A 20677-nucleotide genomic window follows, 5' to 3' on the forward strand; every position below is an offset into this window, starting at 1 on the left:
AGAGCAGCGATATCATCCGGTGCAATAAGTAAAGCAGAATTACAGGCAGCGAGCGCTTCAAAGTAAGACTGTTTTGCCGCCTCAAATTCACTTAGGATTGCTTGTAATTCACCCAGACTTCGCAGCGCATTCCCTTTGTTTTTGAGAGCAGCGATATCATCCGGTGCAATAAGTAAAGCAGAATTACAGGCAGCGAGCGCTTCAAAGTAAGACTGTTTTGCTGCCTCAAATTCACTTAGGATTGCTTGCAAATTACCCAGACGTAGTAGCGCAATCCCTTTGCTGTTGAGAGCACAGATAAAATCCGGTGCAATAAGTAAAGCAGAATTACAGGCTGCGATCGCCTCAAAGTAAGACTGTTTTGCTGCCTCAAATTCACTAAGCTCTGCTTGCAATTTACCCAGACGTAGTAGCGCAATCCCTTTGCTGGCGAGAGCATTGATAAAATCCGGTGCAATAAGTAAACCAGAATTATAGGCTGCGAGCGCCTCAAAGTAAGACTGTTTTGCTGCCTCAAATTCACTTAGCTTTGCTTGCAATTTACCCAGACTTTGCAGCGCATTCCCTTTGTTGTTGAGAGCATTGATATCATCCGGTGCAATAAGTAAAGCAGAATTATAGGCTGCAACTGCCTCTAAATATTCTTGTTTTGCCTCTACATATCGAGCAAACTGAGCATAGTAATCTCCCTCCGATCGCGAAACTCTACCAAGCCAATAATCACTTTTAATCCACAACTCATCTCTAACTTCCAGTAGCGACTTGCATTCCCCATAGCGACTTTTTTCCAAAGCTTCATCAAACACCTCTTTCCATTCTTCTACACCCCGCTGCCAATCCAAGCGATTAGCATGAAAAATTGCCTCCGCCACATTCCCCACTTCTCGGTAATGCCGCTCTAAAATTTCATGAGCTTTGCGAGTTTTCGGATCGTCCCGCTCGGCATCCAAACGCCGCAATAAATCGTGAATCCGATACCAGTTATCCCCCCGCTTCTGCGATTTCCACACAAAGGAAAAACCCGTCAACATCTCAAAATTTGCACTGCTTGCATGGAAGTGGCAACCAGACCCCAATTTTACGTACAAATCCTCATCAAAAGCGCGACCAGCACTCAGCGAATGCACGGCCGATCGCACTTCGCGATCGACATAACTCAGCAACCGATCTGTTAATTCCGCAGTCTTGTTTTCCAACTTCGGAATCCGCGCAAAATCCGACGACATCAACTCAATTCCCCGCCTTCTTTCTGCCAGCACCGCATCCGCGCACAAACCCAAATAAAACGGATGTACCTGCAAATTATCCCAAGGATCGTCGGGATTGAGGCTGGCATATTTAATTACAGCATCTGCCAAATCTGCCTTGTCAATCTTCACTTTGTGCAAGTAATCCCTCGCATCATCCGGCGATAAATGCCACACCAATTGTGCATCTATATAATCTGCGGGAATCGGAAACCTTGACGCATTCGGCCACCGCAATTGCGTCACCGGACACTCTCGCCCCGCCACAACAACTACAATCCCCAATTTGTAATCCAAGGCCCTCAACAACCGCCGAAACCACTCATCTTGATACCAAAAAGTTGCGCCTTGAGAATTGCGTTTTTCATCCCACATTTTCTCGTGAGTATCGAACAGCATCACGAGGCGATCGGGTTTATTTTTGCCAGCCATTGCCGCATTCAAATCCCCAGCAAACAATTTCGGCAAATAGTCGGTTAACTCAGTATCAATATCTAGACGGCGAATTTCCTCCGCCTTTTCATCGCTGACGCCCAAGCGATTTTGAATTAATTTCATCGCCCGCTTAATCCCGCCCAATTTATCTATCCCTTTGAGCACCGCTACAGCTTGCGCCACCACCGGAAAATCTGCAAAAGTTTCAATTATAGGTACCACCAATTCCGCCACATCATCGGGGAAAAGTTGGTTGAGAGTTGCCTGTGATTCGCCTTTGTTCAGCAAATACCAAAAGCAAGCAAAGTCATAATTTGGAAATTTAAATTTATATTTCTTAGTGGCTGCTGCCAGATTTCGGCGCAGCATCAGCAAGCCGTAAAATCTATCTTGCGGTTTATCTTCTTTAATCGCTATCAATCCGAAATCGTGTCTGACTGCGGGTATGGGAGTATAGGTTTTAGGTTCAGCATAGCGGACAAAATCAGCAACTTGGGCGGCTTGTGATTCTGGGATGTCGTGCAATTGTTTCCACACCTGCGGCGAAAATCTTTTGCAGCAGTGAAACTGCAAGTGTTGTAGCAGCAAAGACTTGCCGTTGCCTCCATCTCCGTAAAAATACAAAATTTGTTGGCGCGCGGGGTCTTCGTTTAAATAAAAGGCAAATCGGCGGGTAAATTCGTATCTGTCGGTAAAAAGTTCCAGTTTGCGATCGCCGCTAATAGATTCGCTTTCAAAATCTTCGTCGTCAATTGGCATAAATGTAGAGGTGAGGTGTTAATTTAATTATAAGCAAAAATTAGATGGGCTCGGTGATTTAAATCTCGTCTCCAGAAACTTTAGTTTCTCTCTAAGAGACTAAGAGATCGACGAAGTATTTAACCCGGATTTAGCATAATTCATCAGTCCTCATAGCGAAGACTTTAGCTTTGAGGGAGGGGTTTAAACTCCTGCCCGATCGCAACGATCGTCCGCTGGGAGTGGCCGAAAGTTTGACTATTAAGCGGTTTCAACCGCCGAAGAAACTGCAACAAATGGTGACAGAGAAATAGAGCTGTGTTAGAACAGCTATCGATCGACCACCCAAGCTATCTTAGAAAGGACGCTAGCGAAAGCACAGTCATGGCACCTCCCACTAATCCAAATCCGGCGGATTCATCTGCAAAACAGTCTCTAGAGGCTGGGCTAGCAGCTTTGAAACAGCAGGATTACCCCACCGCGATCGCCCTTTTAGAATCCGTTACCCAAACCGCGGCCAATCAGCCGTCGGGAATCCGCGCGCAGATGGGGTTAGTGGCTGCGTACAAAGCAACCGGTAATGTTAAAGAGGCGATCGCCCTGTGCTCTTCCCTCGCCAAAAGTCCCAACTCTCAAGTCAAAACTTGGGCCGATCGCGCTTTAACAGAATTAACCCCCCCTCCCCCCCCAAAACCACCGGCAAATAAACCAAAATCCGCAGAGACTCCCCCCGAAACAGGCTTTGTCGCCTTTGATGCAGGCCCTAAATCGCCGAAACAATCGATTGGGGGCGATCGACCGACCGCAGATAAAAAAACAGGATTTTTACCTTTAGAGCCTGCGGTAGAGCCTGGGAACGCCAAATCGCAACATATTTCCCCGCCACCTCCACCCCCCACAGGCCAGACTTCTGAACCGGAAAACTCGACAGAAACTGCACCGGATACCGCAGAAATTAGCGGCGAAAATAGTTCCGGTTCCCCAACAGATATCCCCGGAGTCGCCAGCCCAGATACTTACCAACTCACTTGGCGCGAAGCAGGGCGCGCGAAAAGCCCGCGCCCGCTCAAACCGCTGAAGTTGCTGGAGTTTCGGCTGCAAGCCGTTGCAAGTGCGATCGCCCTATTTTTCCTAGCCCGGTTTGTCCTGCAATTCCTGCTGACAAACACTAATTCTCTGTTGGTTCAGCTTTACATATTCACTAGACTGCCTATTTTCGCGCCGATTCAGCTTTTTTACCGCGATCCAACTCCGTTTGTTCAGATGGTTTTTGGATTGCTTTTGGCCTCGTCTCCGTGGCTGATAGACGCGCTGCTGAAACTGTTTTGCGGCATCGAAACCCTGCGCGGGTCGGTTTTATCGAAGCACAGCAAAGAAGCTAGTCGGGTACTGCGAAGTTATTGTACGAAGCAAAATATGCCGGTGCCGGTGCTGAAACTCTTGTCGCTGAATGTTCCTGTAGCTTTCAGTTACGGCTGTTTGCCCCGTTTTGCTCGGATTGCTGTGAGTCGGGGGCTACTGGAACAATTGACGGATGATGAAATTGCCACTATTTTCGCGCGCGAGTTGGGCCATATCTCTCACTGGGATTTTGCGCCGATGTCGCTGGCGCTGCTGGTGATTCAGATTCCTTACCTGATTTATTGGCAGGTGGCGCACTGGCAAGAGCGGTTGTGTGATTTAATGACGATCGAGTTTTTGCGTTCTGCTGTTAAATTTGTGGCCGCTGCTATTTCTGCTACGAGTTACGGGATTTATAAGTTGTTGCGCTGGCCGATGTTGTGGCTGTCGCGCAGCAGAGTGTATTTTAGCGATCGCACTGCTGCAGAAATTACGGGCAATCCTAACGGTTTGACGCGGGCCTTGTCTAAAATTGCGATCGGCATTGCTGATAATATCGAGCAGCAAAAACAAACTAGCTTTTTCCTAGAAAGTTTCGATCTATTGTTACCCGTAGGTGTTGGACAAGCTGTAAGCCTTGGTTCTGCTGCATTACACGCGCCGCTGGAACAGATTTTGCTGTGGGATGTCAGCAATCAGGAGCGCAATTGGTTGACGGTTAACCGCGCGCATCCTTTGCTGGGAGAGCGTTTGAAGCTGTTGGCTCTTTATGCCCAATTCTGGAAGCTAGAGACAGAGTTAGATTTGGCAAACGCGGGAGTGCAAGAACAACCCAGGAAAGGAAAATTGTCTCTGTTTAAGTCAATAATCGAATTTAAAGACTCAAAACTATTTTTACAGGGTGCGCCGTTTTTTGGGATTCCGATGAGTTTGGCGATAGTCGGGGTGCTTTGGCTGATTGGGGGGATTTTTTCGAGGACGAGTATTTGGCAGTTGGATTGGCTTTGGGGCGATCGATCTATTCTTTGGGGCTGTTTGCCGATCGGATTTAGCATCGGTACTTTGATGCGGATCAATTATTTCTTCCCGGATATTATACCCCGAGAAACCGCTTCGCCGAGTTTGCCGGAAATTTTGTCAAATCCCGATAGTTTGCCGCTGGATGCTGAACCGGTGCGGCTGGAAGGGCAACTTTTGGGTCGATCGGGTATGAGTAATTGGCTGGGACAAGATTTGATTTTGCAAACGGCGACAGGGTTGGTGAGGTTGCACTATGTTTCGAGGTTTGGCTACATTGGCTCTTTGTGGCCATTTTTGTTCAAAGAGACTACTCGCCCTAGCGATTTGATCGGAACATCTGTTGTGGCGACTGGTTGGCTGCGCCGGGGTGCTACTGTGGCGATCGACCTCGAAAGTCTCCGCAGTCAAGGAGGGAAAGTTAGTGACAGCGGACATCCGATTTGGTCTGCGATTTTGGCCTTTGCTGCTGCTTTTTGGGGCGCATACATCATTATCCAGGGCCCAAGGTGAGGAATAGCGATCGGATTGCCGCGCGAGTCGCCAACAACGCACATCTTCGATCGGTTTTGAGTTAAACAGCGGATTGGCGATGTTCTCGGTGCTGGTGGCGCAGTCTACCCGATGTTCTCGGTGCGCGGTGGACACCCTACACTCTGGTTCCTTGTTCATTTGTAAAGAAAAGTTGCTTTTTTGCCAGCCCTCTGTTACATTAGTTTACATAAATTGGATTGAACCAAATAGCGCGATAACTTCTGTTGGCTAAAATCCCGTAAGGCATTGCGTAAAAATTGTCAACATCCCAACACAGCAAGTACAGCCAGCCGCTTGTCGGCTGTTTTTTTTCGACCGCTATTTTTGCTGTGCGGGATGAATTCTCAAAAGTGATTCAGATGTGGTTTCCGTTAGATTCAGACTGAAATCTTCCTAAATAACTAGCTCTGTTACCAAGGCTGTGATACCTTTAAAGAATGCTCGGACTCTGCCGGGCCAGATTTAAGGGATACCGGGTAAGTGAGTAGTTCTCAGCATTAGGAGCGAGATTAGGAACGAGGTAAGATTACTGGCTGAAAAAATGTTAGCCATTTTATCCATCACTGTATTAAACTGAATACTGGCATTCCGATCGCTTACAATTGACATCCTTGGACATAAATTTCTAGACGGCGCTGGCTATAAACATTCTGAATCAAAACCGGAAGCAAGTAATACAGAATAGCCAATAGCCTAAACATTTGAGTGATGACTAAAAGTTTACACAACAACCTGAGATTTAAAAGCTCTCTGCATCGGCGGTTAAGTTCCGGCCTTATCAGAGTAAATCATCTTTTTGTTCTAAAAGGTGGGGGGAGCTGTCAAGGTTGGTGGGAGGAATGCGCCAATTCTCGGGTTATGTGGTGTTTGCCTGAAGTCAATATTCAGTTGACTTCAGGTAATTCTGTTCGAGCAAATTAATTAAAATCCAAGTCTGGAGGAATTTTTCATGTCTATTCGTCTTTATGTTGGCAATCTACCAAAGGAACTCGATCGCCTAGAATTGCAAGAAGTTTTTGCACCGGAGGGCGAATCTGTTACCACAAAGGTAATTACAGACCGCAAAACTGGAAAATGCAGAGGATTCGGTTTTGTGACTGTGCTAACCGACGAACAAGCCGACCAAGTTATTGAGAAATACAACGGCTTGATGTTCAAAGAAAACCCGCTGAAAATAGAGAAGGCATTGCCCCGCTCTAAGGGTAAATCTGAAAAGGGCGAAGACGATCAACAGCAGTCGCCGCAGTCACCGCAGTTGGTGTCGGCGTCGGCGTCTGTGCCTATGCCTGTACCTGCGCCGCAGCAACAGCAGCGCTCGTCGGCTCCTCCTACCCAAGGTGGAGGCGGTTCCAGCAAAAGCAATCGCCGTCGGGGTGACAACAACAAGTCTCGCCGCAATCAGTCAGCAGCAACGGTGTCGAGCGCTGATTCCGGCTCAGTGCAGCCAGATCCGCGCTGGGCGAGTGCTCTGGAAGAACTCAAGCAAAGATTGGTGGAAGCTCAGACTACTAATTAGTCGAAAATGGTGGCTAATTGCTGCTGCCTCTCGACTGTGGTTGACTGAATGTATCTGGAAGTGCGATCGAGTACGGGTCAAAAAACCCTGTTCTCGATCGCACTCTTTTATGCTAAAAAACCTGTAATATCTAGCAGTGCGGTAAAATAAGCGCGATCGGGCAAGTAATGAAAACTCAAGTCCTGACTACCAACCAGTTGGGTTTTGGTCGATCGACCGGACACGATGTCATATCCTGAGAATGGTTGGCAAAAAACCCGGTTTCTCTGAAAATATAGAGTTAAGCAGCGAGACATTTAGAAAGAAACCCGGTTTTTAGCCCCCCTAAATAATTCCTGCTTATTCGATCGGCCCGAATTCAATGGTCTCAATAAACTCAAAAATCTTGTTCATAATTCCCTCAACTTCAGACTCCAGGGAACCCAATTCATCCCCCTCGTGATAAATGCGCTGACAGCTTACCGTGTAGCAAAAATCGTCAGCAATAAAAGCCATAAGTCCCCGGTAAGCATCCAACCGAGTCAGAGGACCATCGTTTTCTTGCACGCTGATAGTTGCACCCGCAGGCAAATCTAAAACCACGAAATAAGCTTCTTCGTCTTCTAAATATTCTGCGTGGAGTAACTTAGAATTGGCAACATTACCAAGAATTGCCTGAGAAACAAAATTGTCGAGAAAAGACTTAAGATAAGCTTCCTCGCCAACCGACTCGATTGTTTCTTCAACTTCACCAGCAACAGGGAAATAATCTATTTTCAGCAAAACGCCAAAGTCGTCAGAAAATGCGACACAGCTTTCTTGCTCATCAATTTTACCGCCTCGTTCCTCGTCAACTGGAATGGGAACGCTAAAATTGCCTTCAGGAGATACGTACCATGCCGCATGGAAATCAGACTCTTCGCCCTCTACTTCCGAGTAAGCAGCAGTTACATCCTCAATAATTTCTGCTGCTTCCTCGTCTTCCACACCTAATGCTTGCTGGAATTCCTGAAGAAAAGCCTGGTGCTTCTGAGATATTTCGCCATCTGCGACAAACATTGCTGCGGTTATGGCAAAAGTATCCAACACTAACTCATCTGGCATGGATTCCCAAGCAGTATTAAATAATGCTCCTAAACCGTCTTGGGCAACAATACCGTCAAGTTTTTGAAACATTGCTGACATATCATCTTCCGAGTATTCAGCAAATATTTCTGATTCCCAAAGTATGTTTTCTAAGATATCAGCATCCGTGTCAGGGGAATTTGCCTCCGCTGCGACAAGTGCTACCGCTGCTACAGATTCTTCTAAAGTCAAGCTTGCTTCGGATTGGTCTTCTGAATTGAATATTTTATCAAACTTGCCCACAGGTTTTGCCCCGCTAGTGTTTAGTTTTGCTATTCATAGCAAATTTATGACATAAAAAGATAGTAGTCAGGTATACTATGCGCGCTGGACACGTTGCCGTGCCGTTTCCTTACAGATATCGCACCCGACACGGCGCCGTGTTGTTTCCCTACAGATATCGCACCCGACACGGCGCTGTGCCGTTTCCCTGCGGATATCGCCTATTACCAAGGACTGCCAATGATAGTAAATCCGGCCCAAAACTTCGGGTGAGAGAAATCTGCATTTGCTACTTTTGTGGCTTGATTAATGTCGATCGCGCCTTGAGTTCCCCGCAATTGACCGTTTTTAACTAAAATTTGTTTGTGGATCATTGCCAGTTGAGCTTTTCTAAGCGCTTCAGCTTTAATTGGCTGCGATCGCAAAGTGCCATAAAACTGCGTCATCAGCGCTAAAGTGGCGACATCCTTAAGCCTGTAAGGTCGATCGCCCTTAAATCCTATAGTCTTGGACGCATCCAAACAAAAAAAACCGGGTTTTTTGCCATTTTTGCTGTTAGTGAGCCAAATAACACGGCTCACTAACAGCAAATCTCAGCTTACAACCGTCAACAGCAGCGACTAATCCAGGTAGTTTGACAGTAAATTCTGCCAATACTATCCCCAATGACATCTTGCTAAACGGCGGTTCAATTCCAATGATGAACAGCTTTAGTGGCATCGATGATGACATTCTCATCTACGACTCTAACAGCTTGTTAACATCTCTAACCAGCGCTCAAACTCAGCCAATTCTTCCTTTGCAAGCCGCGAGTGTTAGTGGTGCGATCGCTCTTACTGCTAATACTTCTGGTAAGGAAGCTGACCTTTTACTCAATGCGAATCCAAGTCCCATTCAGCTACCAACAACGAGCGATTTAAGTGGCACTTCTACCTTGTAGTAATTGTAGATTTTGTTGAGGGCGATCGAATAGATAAAAACCCGGTTTCTTGAAGAAACTGGGTTTTTTGCAGTTTTTGCGGTTTGTCATACCAAATCCGGGTTAGCTATTGTCGCGATCCATGGTATTGTGCGTCGCTCGTTCTAACGTTGCTGTTCAGAGGCTGCCAATAACCTTTCGTGCCTAACCCGATGACGTTGATTATGTCGGGTGCAAGCGAGTTGTTATGCGGCGGAAATAGCAAGCTTTATGCCTTTGTTTTTAGTATGGAAGCAATTTCAATCATTAATTCTCGGCGATCTGGCTTTATATAATCAAGATTTGCTGACCAGTTCAAAATATCTATGATTTTTGCTGATTGACTGGGAGCAAATTGATTGTTTGTTACCACTCTTCTTAGTGCCAATAAAGCACTGTATTGAGTGTAGGGCCTCTCCAGAATACCAACTGCTCTAGAAACTAACAAATTTATATAATCAGTTGATGTGTTCCACTCAATGTGCTGGTAAGCAGACAAACGCTCTCCCCCCTTGTAGCTATTTAGTCTTTCATGAACAGGAAAATTTATAACTTTAGGAATTAAAGTCCACATTGTTGAGGAAATTTCGTGCATTAATTTTGTGCGGTTATGTCCAAAGGGCATTTCATCTCTAACCCTATCGTAATAGCCAGCCAATTGATCTATCCGCTTCAATGCTTCCGTTGAATCTATATCGCTCGCAGCATCAACTAAAGCTATGGCCTCTCGATAGCGTCCCTCAAGCTGCTGCTGCGTTTCCTGAGATGTTAGATTTATAGCCCCAATATCTGATATTTTTTCTTCGTATATTTCTGATGCTTCTTGAACACCGTATTTTAGTTTAATTCTCAGTAGATTAGTCTCAATTTCCTCAATACCTTGTTCACGTAACCAATTTATAGAACCTTGCACTTGCGGAACTTGAGAAATAATCCAAGGAAGTAAAATAGGAAGCCAAAAAAGAAATAGAAGCACTAAAGTTACTGATGTAACCTTTAATTCAACTGAACAACTCCAAATATTGCTGCTAACTTTATCCGATTTAAGAGAAATCCTAAGTACGCTTAATATGATTAAGATAATGATAGTAATCGAATACTTTTTTTTCAAAGAAGAGGAAAGACCCGAATTGATACTCAATCGCTCATCTTGATTGATTTTTCGATGTAAATTTCTATTCATACAAAACAACACCACACTTTGCACTATACGCTCAACCATAGCTATAAAACTCGGCTGATAATCGCAATTCATAGATAATTTTTAGTGTCCACAAACAATATTGTGGCAACTTCCTACTGCGGAATTTACAAGTGAGCTTTCGACTGCACCCCCACCGATAAACTAACTACATAACTTATAATTGGCCCGCAGCTACAGTATAATACTCTTTCCGATCGACTGATCCAGAACATCTGCGGTTTAACTCTGAACAGTCTTAACTCCTTTTGCTCAGCCTTGACTCAACAAATAAACCACCCCGCTCGCCCTGTCGGTGAGAAAAAGTGACATGATTTTGTAAACTTACGTAAATTACCTCGATGCAGTCCCCTGATTGGGTAAAAAACCCGGTTTCTTTGGTCTGAGTTAGCCATGAATGACCAGAAACCGGGTTTGTAGGAAAATACTTCGTTGCAATCCACAAATTCGGTAAAAACCCGGTTTCTTCGATCGCACTTGGTAAGCCCTGTAATCAATCGAACCCAAGTGTAAAATATTGTTACAAGTTACTTGACATCAGGAACTAAATCTAAATTACCAATGACTATAATTGGGAAAAAAATAATTTCCTAGGGAAAATTCCATGCAGAAATTAACTCGAATTTTATTCGCTACAGCTTTAACCCTAAGTATTTTGTATTCTCCCACAGCAGCTTTCGCCAAAGCAAAAATTCAGATAGCCATCCTTTTAGATTCTAGTAATAGCATGGATGGGCTGATTGACCAGACTCGTACTCAACTTTGGCAAATTGTTAATTTTTTAACTAAAGTAACCAAAAATGGCGAAGTACCAGATTTAGAGGTTGCTCTGTACCATTATGGTAATGACACTTTACCTTCCTCGGAAGGTTTTGTCAGATTATTAACGGGATTTACTCCTGAATTAGATTTAGTTTCCGAAAAGCTATTTAGTATCAAAACCAACGGCGGTCAAGAATATGCTGGCTGGGTAATTCGTTCGGCAATGCAAGAATTAAACTGGAGTAAAAATCAGGAACATTTTCGCGTGATTTTTATTGCGGGTAATGAACCATTCGATCAAGGCCCAATAGTTTGGAATCAATCGGTCAATCTCGCGGTTAAAGGAGATACTGTCGTTAATACTATCTACTGTGGTTCAGCCGAAAGTCAGGAGCGACAACTTTGGGTATCAGGAGCAGATTTAGCAAAAGGCAGTAGCTTTAACATTAATCAAAACCAACAAATTGTGGTAATTAAGTCCCCTTACGACGACGAAATTTCTACTTGGAATACTAAACTCAATCAAACCTACATTCCCTACGGTAGAGAAGGAAGAATAGGACAACAACGTCAAGCAGTTGAAGATAGTAATGCTGGCAGCAATACGGTTTTGCGTAGTGCTTCCAAAGCTTCTGAATACTATGATAATGCTTCTTGGGACTTGCTCGATGCTCTCGAAAACGGAACAGTTAAACTAGAGGCAATATCAGATGATAATTTACCAGAAATCATGCGAGGGATGACGCTAACAGAAAAAAGAGCATATGTAGCTGGAAAGAAAACCGAAAGAGAGGCGATTAAAAAAACGATCCGCGACTTATCTCAAAAGCGTACAGCATATATTGAACAACAGCGCCAATCTAGTACCAATAGTGGTGAAAATACTCTCGATAGCGTAATAATTCAAAGTCTCCGCCAGCAATTAGCCGCTAAAGGATTCAAGCTTAATTAAAAGAACGCAGACGAAATTTCATCTGCGTTCATCTGTGTTTATCTGCTAATCTGCGGTTAAAAAAACTCTTAATCTAACTACTTCGCAGCAGGTAAAGACAACTGAGGCGAAGTTTTAGCATAGCTTCCATTCACGAGAATCGCATCCGGTTCCTGCGAAAGCAAAAACTCGCGAATAACCCTAGCAACGGCTCTTTGAGCTAAACCGCCGACTACTTTCTGCCCCATATTCTGCACTTCGGGTTTCACCAACAACTGCGGAAGTAGCTGCAATACTTTCATCGTGTCAAAACCGGGAGTTGATTGCAAAATATCCCAAATCCGCTTGATGTGTTCTAAGTTTTTTTGTTCAGTTGGTGAAACCACAGGTTGATTTGCCTTGACTCCAAACCATTCGCCGACGACTGCTTTAGCGTTAGCAAAAGCGTTGGTGGAAAGTGTGTCGAGACTTTTGACTAATTCCAGGACAATACGATCACGAATGAAATCTCCTCTTTCGGAAAATAAATATTCTAAAGCTTGGTTCAAGATTTTGCTGACATCGTAATCCTCGCTCTCGCGGGCATTTTTGAGCAAGTTTTCTAAGCGGTTCCAGCGGAATTCGCCTTGTTTGAAGAGCAAATCTTGCAGGGATGCTCTCAATTCCGGTGCGGGGTCGCTCAACAGCCGTTTTGCAACGTAAGGATAAGCTTTGCTCAACACTTTGAATTCGGGGTCAACGTTGATGGCAATGCCTTCTAACGTGACGAGCGATCGAATAATCAAAGCATAGTAAGCTGGAACTCGAAAAGGATATTCGTACATCACCGCCGAAAGTTCGTCAGTAATGCTTTTGAAATTGAGTTCGGCAACGCTAGCACCCAAAGCATTGTTAAATACGCTAGCTAAGGCCGGGATAATGGGCGTCAAATCGGTGTCTGGTGTTAAAAACTCCAACTTGACGTAATCTTTTGCCAAACCTTCAAAGTCGCGGTTCACCAAATGCACCACAGCTTCTAACAAGCCGTATCGCTGATAAGGTTTCACTTCGCTCATCATCCCGAAATCGAGATAAGCTAATTGACCGTCAAGGGTTGCCAAGAGATTGCCGGGATGCGGGTCGGCGTGAAAGAAACCGTGTTCTAGAAGTTGTCTGAGAGAACACTGCACACCCACTTCAATTAAGTAAGGAGCATCGATTCCTTGAGCTTTAACGGCTTCTAAATTCGTAAGTTTGATGCCGGTGATCCACTCCATTGTTAAGACGCGGCGGCGGGTATATTCCCAGTAGATGCTGGGAACGTAAATGTCTTTAATGTGGCCGTAGAGTTTGGCAAACCGTTCGGCATTTTGTCCTTCGTGGGTGTAGTCCATTTCTTCGTAAATGCGCTCGCCCAACTCGTCCATAATGCTTGCGAGGTCACTGCGAATTATTTTGAAGTTGTTTTGTGCCCAAACTGCAAGACGCCGCAGGATGTAGATATCTAAGCCGATGTTTTCGGCTAAACCCGGTCGCTGGACTTTGATTGCGACTGTTTCTCCGGTTTTGAGTTTCCCTTTGTAGACTTGTCCGAGAGATGCTGCTGCGATCGGATCGGGGCTGATTTCTGCGTAGATGTCTTTGGGGTGGGCGCCCAATTCTTCTTGGATGAATTGATATGCTACTTCGTTCGGGAATGCTGGCAATTGGTCTTGCAGCGTTGTTAGTTCTTCTAAATATACTGGCGGTACTAAGTCGGGCCGTGTTGAGAGTGCTTGTCCGATTTTGATGAAAGCTGGGCCGAGTTGGGCCAGAATTTCTCGCAGTCGGACGGCGCGACGCTTTTGGTTGGTGGCGGTACGACCTGTTTTGCCGTCGAACCACACACTGAAGGCAAAGCTAAAAAATGTCCAAACAACGCTCGACAGCCTTCCCCAGACTTGTAGAGGTCGATTCCGGTACAGGGCTGCGATCGCCACTGGATCGTACCGAACAGCATCTCCGGCCAACTCGAAAGCTATGTCTCTGGCTGATTTGAGCCGATCGTCCGTTACGGCCTCCGTCTCTAGTGATACTGGTACTGCTTGCAGGGGAATTGTATTTGCATCTTGGAGATTGCCGAGTACAGCCTGAGTCCCTGAATTTACATAAGTTTGCGGGGAGGCTGGCGATACTGTCTTGACATTCATAAATCAGACCTAGTGTGAAGCATTGTAAATATATTGTAACAATTTAAGGAAGAAGACCCTTCTTCCTTCTTATATACTTACTCCCCGCTGGATCTTTTGAGTCGATCGCGAATGCCTGACAATTGCGATTGGCTGCTGACGGGCGATCGAGGTTGGGGCATTTCGGTATCGGGCCAGTTCGGTAAGTCGTGACAGGGACAGAACTCCGGGGGCATTCCGGTTGGTTTCAACACTACGGGCATAGCGCAGCGCGCGCAGGCACTGATTTCCCAAGCTGGTGTCAGCAGTTGGGCAATTGTTTCGTTTGTGCCTTCGAGGTAACAGTCTCCGCTTTCACGGGAGATGATTTTTTGCCAGCACTCTTCAAATTCCTGGCTGTAGCGAGCGCCCGCATTTACCGATTTGGGCAGCAGCGCTTCGGAACCGTTGTAAATTAATACTTTTTTGCCTAACTGAAACCAGTAAGCAATATATTTTCTTACTTCACAATCTGATGCCATAACTTTTAGTCAACCCTTCAACTAATTGATTAGTTTAGACTTTTAATGGGAAATTAGCACTCTTTCTTAAGAGACATTTTTTCTTTTACATAGTTTCAAACTTTGGCTATTACTCATGTCAAATTGTTGGGCTGTTCTCCCTAGGTAGTAGATTTTTTGACTAATTTATGTGACTCTTAAGTTTTCAATCTTAGTTAAAATTATACCTAATTTTCAGTTAACATTGTCCGTCGGGAAACCAAGATGTTTTCTCCCTTGTCGATCGCGACTCCGGCTGTTAATTTTTCGCTACGGGCGGCAGCGGGGTACCCAGAGCCCTTAGATCCAAGGCGTAACCTCCGGTGGCGAGATAAACAGTATCGGCGATCGCCCCGATGTGGCGCACGAGAGTGCCGAGGCGATCGCGAAACAGCCGCCCCGCCGGATAAGCAGGCACAACACCCCATCCGGTTTCTTCCCCTACCAAAATTACATCAGCCGCCGCCGACTTCAAACTAGCGAGCAAATCTTGCTGCGTAGTCCCCCAAACAGTCGCTTCTTGTTCCAAAAGGTTTGCCGTCCAAGTTCCCAGGGAATCAATCAACAAGCAATCTGAGGGCTTGCTGGCCCGCACAACTGCCGATAATTCGATCGGCACTTCTAGAGTTGTCCAATCAACAGGACGGCGATTTCGGTGCCGATCGAGGCGACGAAGCCACTCCAAATCGGCTTCATCAACCTTGCCGGTAGCCACATAGATTATTTGTTTTCCCGAACCCGCCGCCAGAGTTTCGGCCCATTCACTTTTGCCGCTTCGGGCCGGCCCAGTTACTAAGATTAATTGTCTCGATGTGGTGGGTTCTGAGTTACTCATTAGTCATTAGTCAGCAGTCATTAGTCAGGAGTCACATACAAAGGATTAAACACAATTATCCATTACCAATTACCAATTACGCATTACCCATTACCCATTATGATTTAAACGGCCAACTACCAAATGCTTTTTAAGCGATAATAGCATTGATGAGACAATATCAGAGTAAGTCGATCGAGAACCCCCGTATTTCCCAAGCTGTTATTTATGCCAGATCATCCTCAGATATCAGCGATTATTTGCACCCACAATCGCGCCGCCTATTTAGGTGGGGCGATCGACAGCTTGCTGGTACAGGATTTTCCCGACAACTTTGAAGTAGTAGTAGTGGATAACGCTTCTAGCGATTATGCAAGCCCCGAAAGTTCGACTTCACGCACCCGCGAGGTGGTAGAAGCAAGACAGGGCGATCGGCGCCTCAAGTACGTCTGGGAACCCGAAATCGGTCTGTCAGTAGCCCGGAACACCGGCGCTAAGCAAGCTCGCAGTGAAATATTAGCTTATCTCGACGACGACGCTATTGCTGAGTCGAATTGGCTCAGGGTGCTGCACGCGGCTTATCAAAGCAATCAAAAACTCGCCGTCGCTGGTGGCAAAGTCAATTTGCTCTGGCCTTCTGGAGTCAGCCCGCCCGAATGGCTGTCGCCGGGATTAGCCCAGAACTTGGGAGCATACGATTTAGGCGATACTTGCCTGTACGTCACTGCTGCGGGTTTGACTCCCAGGGGAGTAAACTACTCAATCCGGCGCGCTTTTCTCGAACAAATTGGCGGCTTCGATGTCAAACTCGGTAGAGTCGGCACAAAATTGTTGTCAAATGAAGAGTTGCGGGCCACAGAATTAGCTTTAGAGTTAGGTTGGCAAGTAGTTTATCTACCGGAGGCCCTGGTGCTTCACAATGTCGCGACAGAAAGGCTCAACAAAGCTTGGTTTCTAGAGCGCGGGTGGTGGCAAGGCATCAGCGAGTGTTATCGCGAACAATTGTCCGATCGAGCCGGTATTGCTCAGCTTGGGCGGGGGGGTGAAAGAATATTGAGGGGTGTCTGGAAGTCTTTTAAATATATTAGAGATCCAGGGCTGCGCTTTGAAAATTTCGTTTTTGCCTGGGGTCAAATCGGTTATTTGAGCGCAGCCATCCGCGGTTTGATTTTTGCACCGAAATCGACCAGCAGGCATTAGGCTATAGGCAATATCCCTCGCTGTTCAAGTCGTCGGCGCGGCTGTGCCGATCGCACTTCATCTACAAAAACTCGACCGCATTCAGGTTCAAGCACTCGATTATGACATCTAGTTCATCCAAGATTCCGGTTTCAGTTCTCATTCCGGCAAAAGACGAAGAACTTAATCTACCTGCGTGTCTGGCCAGCATTGCCAGGGCGGATGAAGTTTTCATGGTTGATTCCCAAAGCAGCGATCGCACGGTGGAAATTGCCATCAGCACCGGCGCAAAAGTAGTGCAATTTTACTTCGACAACCGCTGGCCAAAAAAGAAAAATTGGTCTTTGGACAATCTGCCCTTTCGCAACGAATGGGTATTAATTGTCGATTGCGACGAGCGCATTCCGCCGGAACTTTGGGACGAAATCGCGCAGGCGATCGAAGACCCCAATTTTGACGGCTACTACCTCAACCGCAAAGTCTTCTTTTTAGGCCAGTGGCTGCGTTACGGCGGCAGATATCCCGACTGGAATTTGCGTTTGTTCAAGCATCAAAAAGGACGTTACGAAAATCTCGGCACTGAATCTGTTCCCAATACTGGCGACAACGAAGTTCACGAGCACGTCATTTTAGCTGGTCAAGTCGGCTACTTAAAAAATGACATGATCCACGAGGATTACCGCGATTTATTTCACTGGATAGAACGGCACAACCGCTATTCTAATTGGGAAGCTCGCGTTTATTACAATATTATTGAAGGGCGCGACGACAGCGGCACTATTGGCGCTCACCTATTTGGAGATGCAGTGCAGCGGAAACGATTTCTCAAAAAAGTTTGGGTGTGGCTGCCTTTTAAACCACTGCTCAGATTTATTTTATTTTACTTCATTCAGTTAGGCTTTTTGGATGGAAAAGCTGGCTATATTTATGCAAGGTTATTGAGTCAATATGAGTATCAAATTAATGCAAAACTTTATGAGTTGCGCTGTTGTGGCGGTCAGTTGAATGTGGCCGAATCTCAACCGCCTCTGTCGCCGCCAGTAGTTATCAGTCAGGAGACTGAAGTGAAATTGCCATAAGAGTATCGGTGGTTGAGAACCGATGAAGAGATGTTATTTGATGAGTTCTTCGAGGGATGGAAAAAGTAATTTTTCTGCGCTCACTTTTTCGCAATCGCAAGGCTGTTGAATTGCGGAGATTGCTGATACTTTTCCCAGCAGCAATTGGATGCTTTCGATTAGCAATGGTAGGGTTAATAAAATAATTGATGCTGATACTAGCAAGCTAATTAAACCGTCAGCCCAATTCCAGTGCAGCCACGCCACGGCGATCGCAGCTAAAATTACTCCAACCGACGAAAATATGTCGGCGACTGCGTGCAGAAAAGCGCTTTTGAGGTTCAAGTCGCCGTGACAGCAGGAATGCAAGCAGCAAGCATTAATCGAGTTGATGCTTAAACCGACAATGGCGGTAATTAACATCGGGATTCCTTCTACTTCGGGGGTTGGGGACTGCAAACGGGCGATTGACTCTGCCGCAATCCAAACGGCGATCGCGACTAAACTGATACTATTAATTAAAGCAGCAATGATTTCTCCTCGTTCAGGGATTGACGATTGTGCGATCGTACAATCTACGGATTTACTTTTGCGTTTGACTGAGGAGTACCAAGTCGCTGTCAAAGTTATTGCTAAAGCTGCTACATCTGAAAAAACGTGCCCCGCATCTGCTAATAGGGACAAACTATGAGAATTAAGTGCGGCGATTAACTCTGCTACAAAAAAGCTGCTAAGCAGTACCAATGCTGTTTGTAAAAGTCGAACTTTGCCAATGCTGGGATTTGTATTCTCGCATTGTGCGATATCCTTGGCGTTTTTTGAGTCAAAATTGTCCCTAACTAGAAATGTCATGCAGCAGTCCTTAAGGTTAAACTCGATTTTAAATTAAACATTAAATTAACTATCAATGACCGATTATATACCAAATCCGCACCAAGATCCGGAAAATTTAAGCGCAAATTCCCCAAATTCTCAAATAAACTATCGTCCAATTAGCGACAATCACGCAAATACTTTGACAGGCGAATCTTTAGTTGATTTGCGCCGCTACGATCAATCAAAGTTCGATCGAGGAAAGCCTAGTTGGGTAATTTTGCTTTGGTGGTTCGTCCAGGCGATCGCATTTCCTCTCACTCCACACCCTTTTAATAGCATCAGAAGCGCGCTGCTGCGGTTATTTGGAGCGAAAATAGGTCGGGGTGCGATCATTCGCCCCACCGCTCGTTTTACCTATCCTTGGAAAATTGCAATCGGAGACTACAGTTGGATCGGAGATGATGTTGTATTGTACAGTCTCGATCGAATTGCGATCGGCAAACACTGCGTCATTTCTCAAAAAAGCTACCTCTGTACCGGCACTCATGACCCTCAAGACCCAGCCTTTAGCTTAATAACAGCACCTGTGATCGTTAATAACGGCGTTTGGATTGCCGCCGACTGCTTCATTGGCCCTGGTGTAGAAATCGGTGCTAACGCTTTAATCGGAGCTCGCAGCAGCGTCTTTAAAAATATGCCTGCAGGCTTTATTTGCACAGGAACACCTTGTCGTCCCCGCTGTCAGCGAGAAATTAACCAAAGTTCGTAAGAGATATTACACCGGGAAACTAAGCAGCTTTACAAGCTTGCTGCCGAATAGGAATTTCAATGACGAATTCTATTCCCTTTCCTAATCCCGGCTGGCAGTACAATCGGCCCCCATGCTTTTCAACAATAATTTGGTAACTGATAGATAACCCCAACCCAGTTCCTTTACCGATCGGTTTGGTGGTAAAAAAAGGGTCAAATATTTTCGGTTGTAAAGTTTCACCCACTCCTCGACCGTTGTCACTAATATGAATAGCCACCCAATTATCGTCAATTACTTTTGTAGAAATTTGAATGCGGTTCGGGTGTTGTTTGATTTCTGCAAAGGAACGGTGCTGATTACATTCATCTAAAGCATCAATGGCATTGGAAATAATATTCATGAACACTTGATTTAATTGTCCGGCATGGCATTCTACTGGTGGAAGCTGACCGTACTTTTTTATTAGTTCAATCTCAGGATGCTCTGGTCTTGCTTTTAAACGATGATGCAGGATGGTGAGTGTACTATCAATCCCTTCATGAATATTTACAGCTTTCACCTCTGCCTCATCTAGGCGAGAAAAGATTCGCATAGACTTGACAATTTCCTGGATGCGCTGCGTTCCTAAGTTGATTGAGTTAAGAACTTTAATAAAATCTTCCTCCAGAAATTCTAGTTCTATTTCATCCATTGCTGCTTGAATCCGAGGGGTGGGATTTACATAATCTTCTTGATAGAGGTGTATAATTTTTAGTAAGTTATGAGCGTACTCTTGGGCATAACCCAGATTGCCGGAGATGAAATTTATAGGGTTGTTTATTTCATGAGCAATCCCAGCCGCCATTTGCCCTAAGCCGGACATTTTCTCGCTTTGGATTAACTTAAGTTGCATTTGTTGTAAATCTTCATAAGCTTGGCTAACTTCTAAAACTTTTTGCTCCAATAATGTATTTTTTTCTTCTAATTTGTCAGCTAGAACATGAAGCTTTAAATGCAGCTTGACGCGAGCTAATACTTCCTCCTGTTGGAAGGGTTTGGTAATATAATCTACAGCCCCAAGCTTAAACCCCTCAACTTTATTAGCCGTATCCGAGAGAGCAGTCATAAATATAATGGGAATCTGTTTAGTTTCTGGATTAGCCTGTAATCGACGACAGGTTTCAAATCCATCAATTTCTGGCATCATGACATCTAGCAAGATTAGATCGGGGAGAGCATATTTCACTCGCTCTAGTGCCATTTTGCCCGATTTGGCAACCCGAACTTCAAATCCTTCCTGACTTAAGGCATCAGATAAGACACCCAAGTTGGCTGAATTGTCATCAACTATAAGAATGGTACCATTTTGCTGAATTGCTGAATTCATA

At 45.3% G+C, this 20677-nt stretch carries 17 protein-coding genes; 8 read left to right on the forward strand and 9 right to left on the reverse strand.

The genetic code is table 11. The annotated features are described in order from the left end of the window. On the reverse strand, positions 1 to 2441 hold a 2441-nt coding region (locus tag QUB33_RS16125), incomplete at its 3' end, for a hypothetical protein (protein ID WP_333351586.1). Between the two features lie 170 nt (positions 2442 to 2611). Between QUB33_RS16125 and QUB33_RS16130 the strand changes: the two genes are divergently transcribed. The 3 genes from QUB33_RS16130 (at position 2612) to QUB33_RS16140 (ending at position 6828) form a co-directional block, all read left to right on the forward strand. Further along, positions 2612 to 2734, forward strand: a complete 123-nt coding sequence (locus tag QUB33_RS16130) for a hypothetical protein (RefSeq protein WP_333351587.1) — start codon at positions 2612 to 2614, stop codon at positions 2732 to 2734. 4 nt (positions 2735 to 2738) lie between these two features. Further along, complete coding sequence (locus QUB33_RS16135) at positions 2739 to 5291, forward strand: zinc metalloprotease HtpX (protein WP_333351588.1); 2553 nt, start codon at positions 2739 to 2741, stop codon at positions 5289 to 5291. Positions 5292 to 6261: 970 nt separating this feature from the next. Then, positions 6262 to 6828: an RNA-binding protein gene (locus QUB33_RS16140; RefSeq protein WP_333258567.1), complete on the forward strand. Its 567-nt coding sequence runs from the start codon at positions 6262 to 6264 to the stop codon at positions 6826 to 6828. Between the two features lie 339 nt (positions 6829 to 7167). On the opposite strand, the gene QUB33_RS16145 is transcribed toward QUB33_RS16140, so the two are convergent. Continuing rightward, positions 7168 to 8175, reverse strand: a complete 1008-nt coding sequence (locus QUB33_RS16145) for a tellurite resistance TerB family protein (RefSeq protein WP_333351589.1) — start codon at positions 8173 to 8175, stop codon at positions 7168 to 7170. Between the two features lie 203 nt (positions 8176 to 8378). Beyond that, a complete protein-coding gene (locus QUB33_RS16150) occupies positions 8379 to 8735 on the reverse strand; it encodes a CHAT domain-containing protein (RefSeq protein WP_333351590.1) in 357 nt (118 codons plus the stop codon). A gap of 53 nt (positions 8736 to 8788) precedes the next feature. Between QUB33_RS16150 and QUB33_RS16155 the strand changes: the two genes are divergently transcribed. Continuing rightward, positions 8789 to 9094 (forward strand): hypothetical protein, encoded by a 306-nt coding sequence (locus QUB33_RS16155; RefSeq protein WP_333351591.1) that lies wholly within the window; start codon positions 8789 to 8791, stop codon positions 9092 to 9094. A gap of 247 nt (positions 9095 to 9341) precedes the next feature. Here the strand turns inward: QUB33_RS16155 and QUB33_RS16160 are convergent, their stop codons facing one another. After that, complete coding sequence (locus tag QUB33_RS16160) at positions 9342 to 10367, reverse strand: hypothetical protein (RefSeq protein ID WP_333351592.1); 1026 nt, start codon at positions 10365 to 10367, stop codon at positions 9342 to 9344. Positions 10368 to 10917: 550 nt separating this feature from the next. Here QUB33_RS16160 and QUB33_RS16165 point away from each other — a divergent pair. Further along, entirely contained in the window at positions 10918 to 12027 is a 1110-nt protein-coding gene (locus tag QUB33_RS16165; protein ID WP_333351593.1) for a hypothetical protein, read from the forward strand. A gap of 77 nt (positions 12028 to 12104) precedes the next feature. On the opposite strand, the gene QUB33_RS16170 is transcribed toward QUB33_RS16165, so the two are convergent. The 3 genes from QUB33_RS16170 to cobU form a co-directional block, all read right to left on the reverse strand. Next, positions 12105 to 14174, reverse strand: coding sequence for an AarF/ABC1/UbiB kinase family protein (locus tag QUB33_RS16170; protein ID WP_333351594.1), 2070 nt, complete (start codon positions 14172 to 14174; stop codon positions 12105 to 12107). Positions 14175 to 14251: 77 nt separating this feature from the next. Beyond that, on the reverse strand, positions 14252 to 14674 hold the full coding sequence (locus tag QUB33_RS16175) for a hypothetical protein (RefSeq protein WP_333351595.1): 423 nt from the start codon (positions 14672 to 14674) through the stop codon (positions 14252 to 14254). Positions 14675 to 14951: 277 nt separating this feature from the next. Continuing rightward, entirely contained in the window at positions 14952 to 15527 is a 576-nt protein-coding gene (gene cobU, locus QUB33_RS16180) for a bifunctional adenosylcobinamide kinase/adenosylcobinamide-phosphate guanylyltransferase (RefSeq protein ID WP_333351596.1), read from the reverse strand. A 207-nt stretch (positions 15528 to 15734) separates the two neighbouring features. Between cobU and QUB33_RS16185 the strand changes: the two genes are divergently transcribed. Continuing rightward, entirely contained in the window at positions 15735 to 16706 is a 972-nt protein-coding gene (locus QUB33_RS16185) for a glycosyltransferase (RefSeq protein ID WP_333351597.1), read from the forward strand. A 101-nt stretch (positions 16707 to 16807) separates the two neighbouring features. After that, positions 16808 to 17764: a glycosyltransferase family 2 protein gene (locus tag QUB33_RS16190; RefSeq protein ID WP_333351598.1), complete on the forward strand. Its 957-nt coding sequence runs from the start codon at positions 16808 to 16810 to the stop codon at positions 17762 to 17764. Positions 17765 to 17797: 33 nt separating this feature from the next. On the opposite strand, the gene QUB33_RS16195 is transcribed toward QUB33_RS16190, so the two are convergent. Beyond that, on the reverse strand, positions 17798 to 18595 hold the full coding sequence (locus QUB33_RS16195; RefSeq protein WP_333351599.1) for a cation diffusion facilitator family transporter: 798 nt from the start codon (positions 18593 to 18595) through the stop codon (positions 17798 to 17800). Positions 18596 to 18650: 55 nt separating this feature from the next. On the opposite strand from QUB33_RS16195, the gene hpsU reads away from it, so the two are divergent. Beyond that, positions 18651 to 19328 carry a hormogonium polysaccharide biosynthesis acetyltransferase HpsU gene (hpsU, locus tag QUB33_RS16200; RefSeq protein ID WP_333351600.1) on the forward strand — a complete coding sequence of 226 codons (678 nt, stop codon included), beginning with the start codon at positions 18651 to 18653 and terminating at the stop codon, positions 19326 to 19328. Positions 19329 to 19347: 19 nt separating this feature from the next. On the opposite strand, the gene QUB33_RS16205 is transcribed toward hpsU, so the two are convergent. After that, complete coding sequence (locus QUB33_RS16205; RefSeq protein ID WP_333351601.1) at positions 19348 to 20676, reverse strand: response regulator; 1329 nt, start codon at positions 20674 to 20676, stop codon at positions 19348 to 19350. Position 20677 lies beyond the last annotated feature (1 nt).

It is taken from the genome of Microcoleus sp. B3-A4 (assembly GCF_036705385.1).
Taxonomy (GTDB): Bacteria; Cyanobacteriota; Cyanobacteriia; order Cyanobacteriales; family Microcoleaceae; genus Microcoleus.

Coding starts and splice junctions, on each gene's coding strand:
- QUB33_RS16205 (WP_333351601.1), bottom strand. CDS start 20,676: ATGAATTCAGCAATTCAGCAAAATGGTACCATTCTTATAGTTGATGAC.
- QUB33_RS16170 (WP_333351594.1), bottom strand. CDS start 14,174: ATGAATGTCAAGACAGTATCGCCAGCCTCCCCGCAAACTTATGTAAAT.
- hpsU (WP_333351600.1), top strand. CDS start 18,651: ATGACCGATTATATACCAAATCCGCACCAAGATCCGGAAAATTTAAGC.
- cobU (WP_333351596.1), bottom strand. CDS start 15,527: ATGAGTAACTCAGAACCCACCACATCGAGACAATTAATCTTAGTAACT.
- QUB33_RS16190 (WP_333351598.1), top strand. CDS start 16,808: ATGACATCTAGTTCATCCAAGATTCCGGTTTCAGTTCTCATTCCGGCA.
- QUB33_RS16185 (WP_333351597.1), top strand. CDS start 15,735: ATGCCAGATCATCCTCAGATATCAGCGATTATTTGCACCCACAATCGC.
- QUB33_RS16175 (WP_333351595.1), bottom strand. CDS start 14,674: ATGGCATCAGATTGTGAAGTAAGAAAATATATTGCTTACTGGTTTCAG.
- QUB33_RS16140 (WP_333258567.1), top strand. CDS start 6,262: ATGTCTATTCGTCTTTATGTTGGCAATCTACCAAAGGAACTCGATCGC.
- QUB33_RS16195 (WP_333351599.1), bottom strand. CDS start 18,595: ATGACATTTCTAGTTAGGGACAATTTTGACTCAAAAAACGCCAAGGAT.
- QUB33_RS16165 (WP_333351593.1), top strand. CDS start 10,918: ATGCAGAAATTAACTCGAATTTTATTCGCTACAGCTTTAACCCTAAGT.
- QUB33_RS16160 (WP_333351592.1), bottom strand. CDS start 10,367: ATGAATTGCGATTATCAGCCGAGTTTTATAGCTATGGTTGAGCGTATA.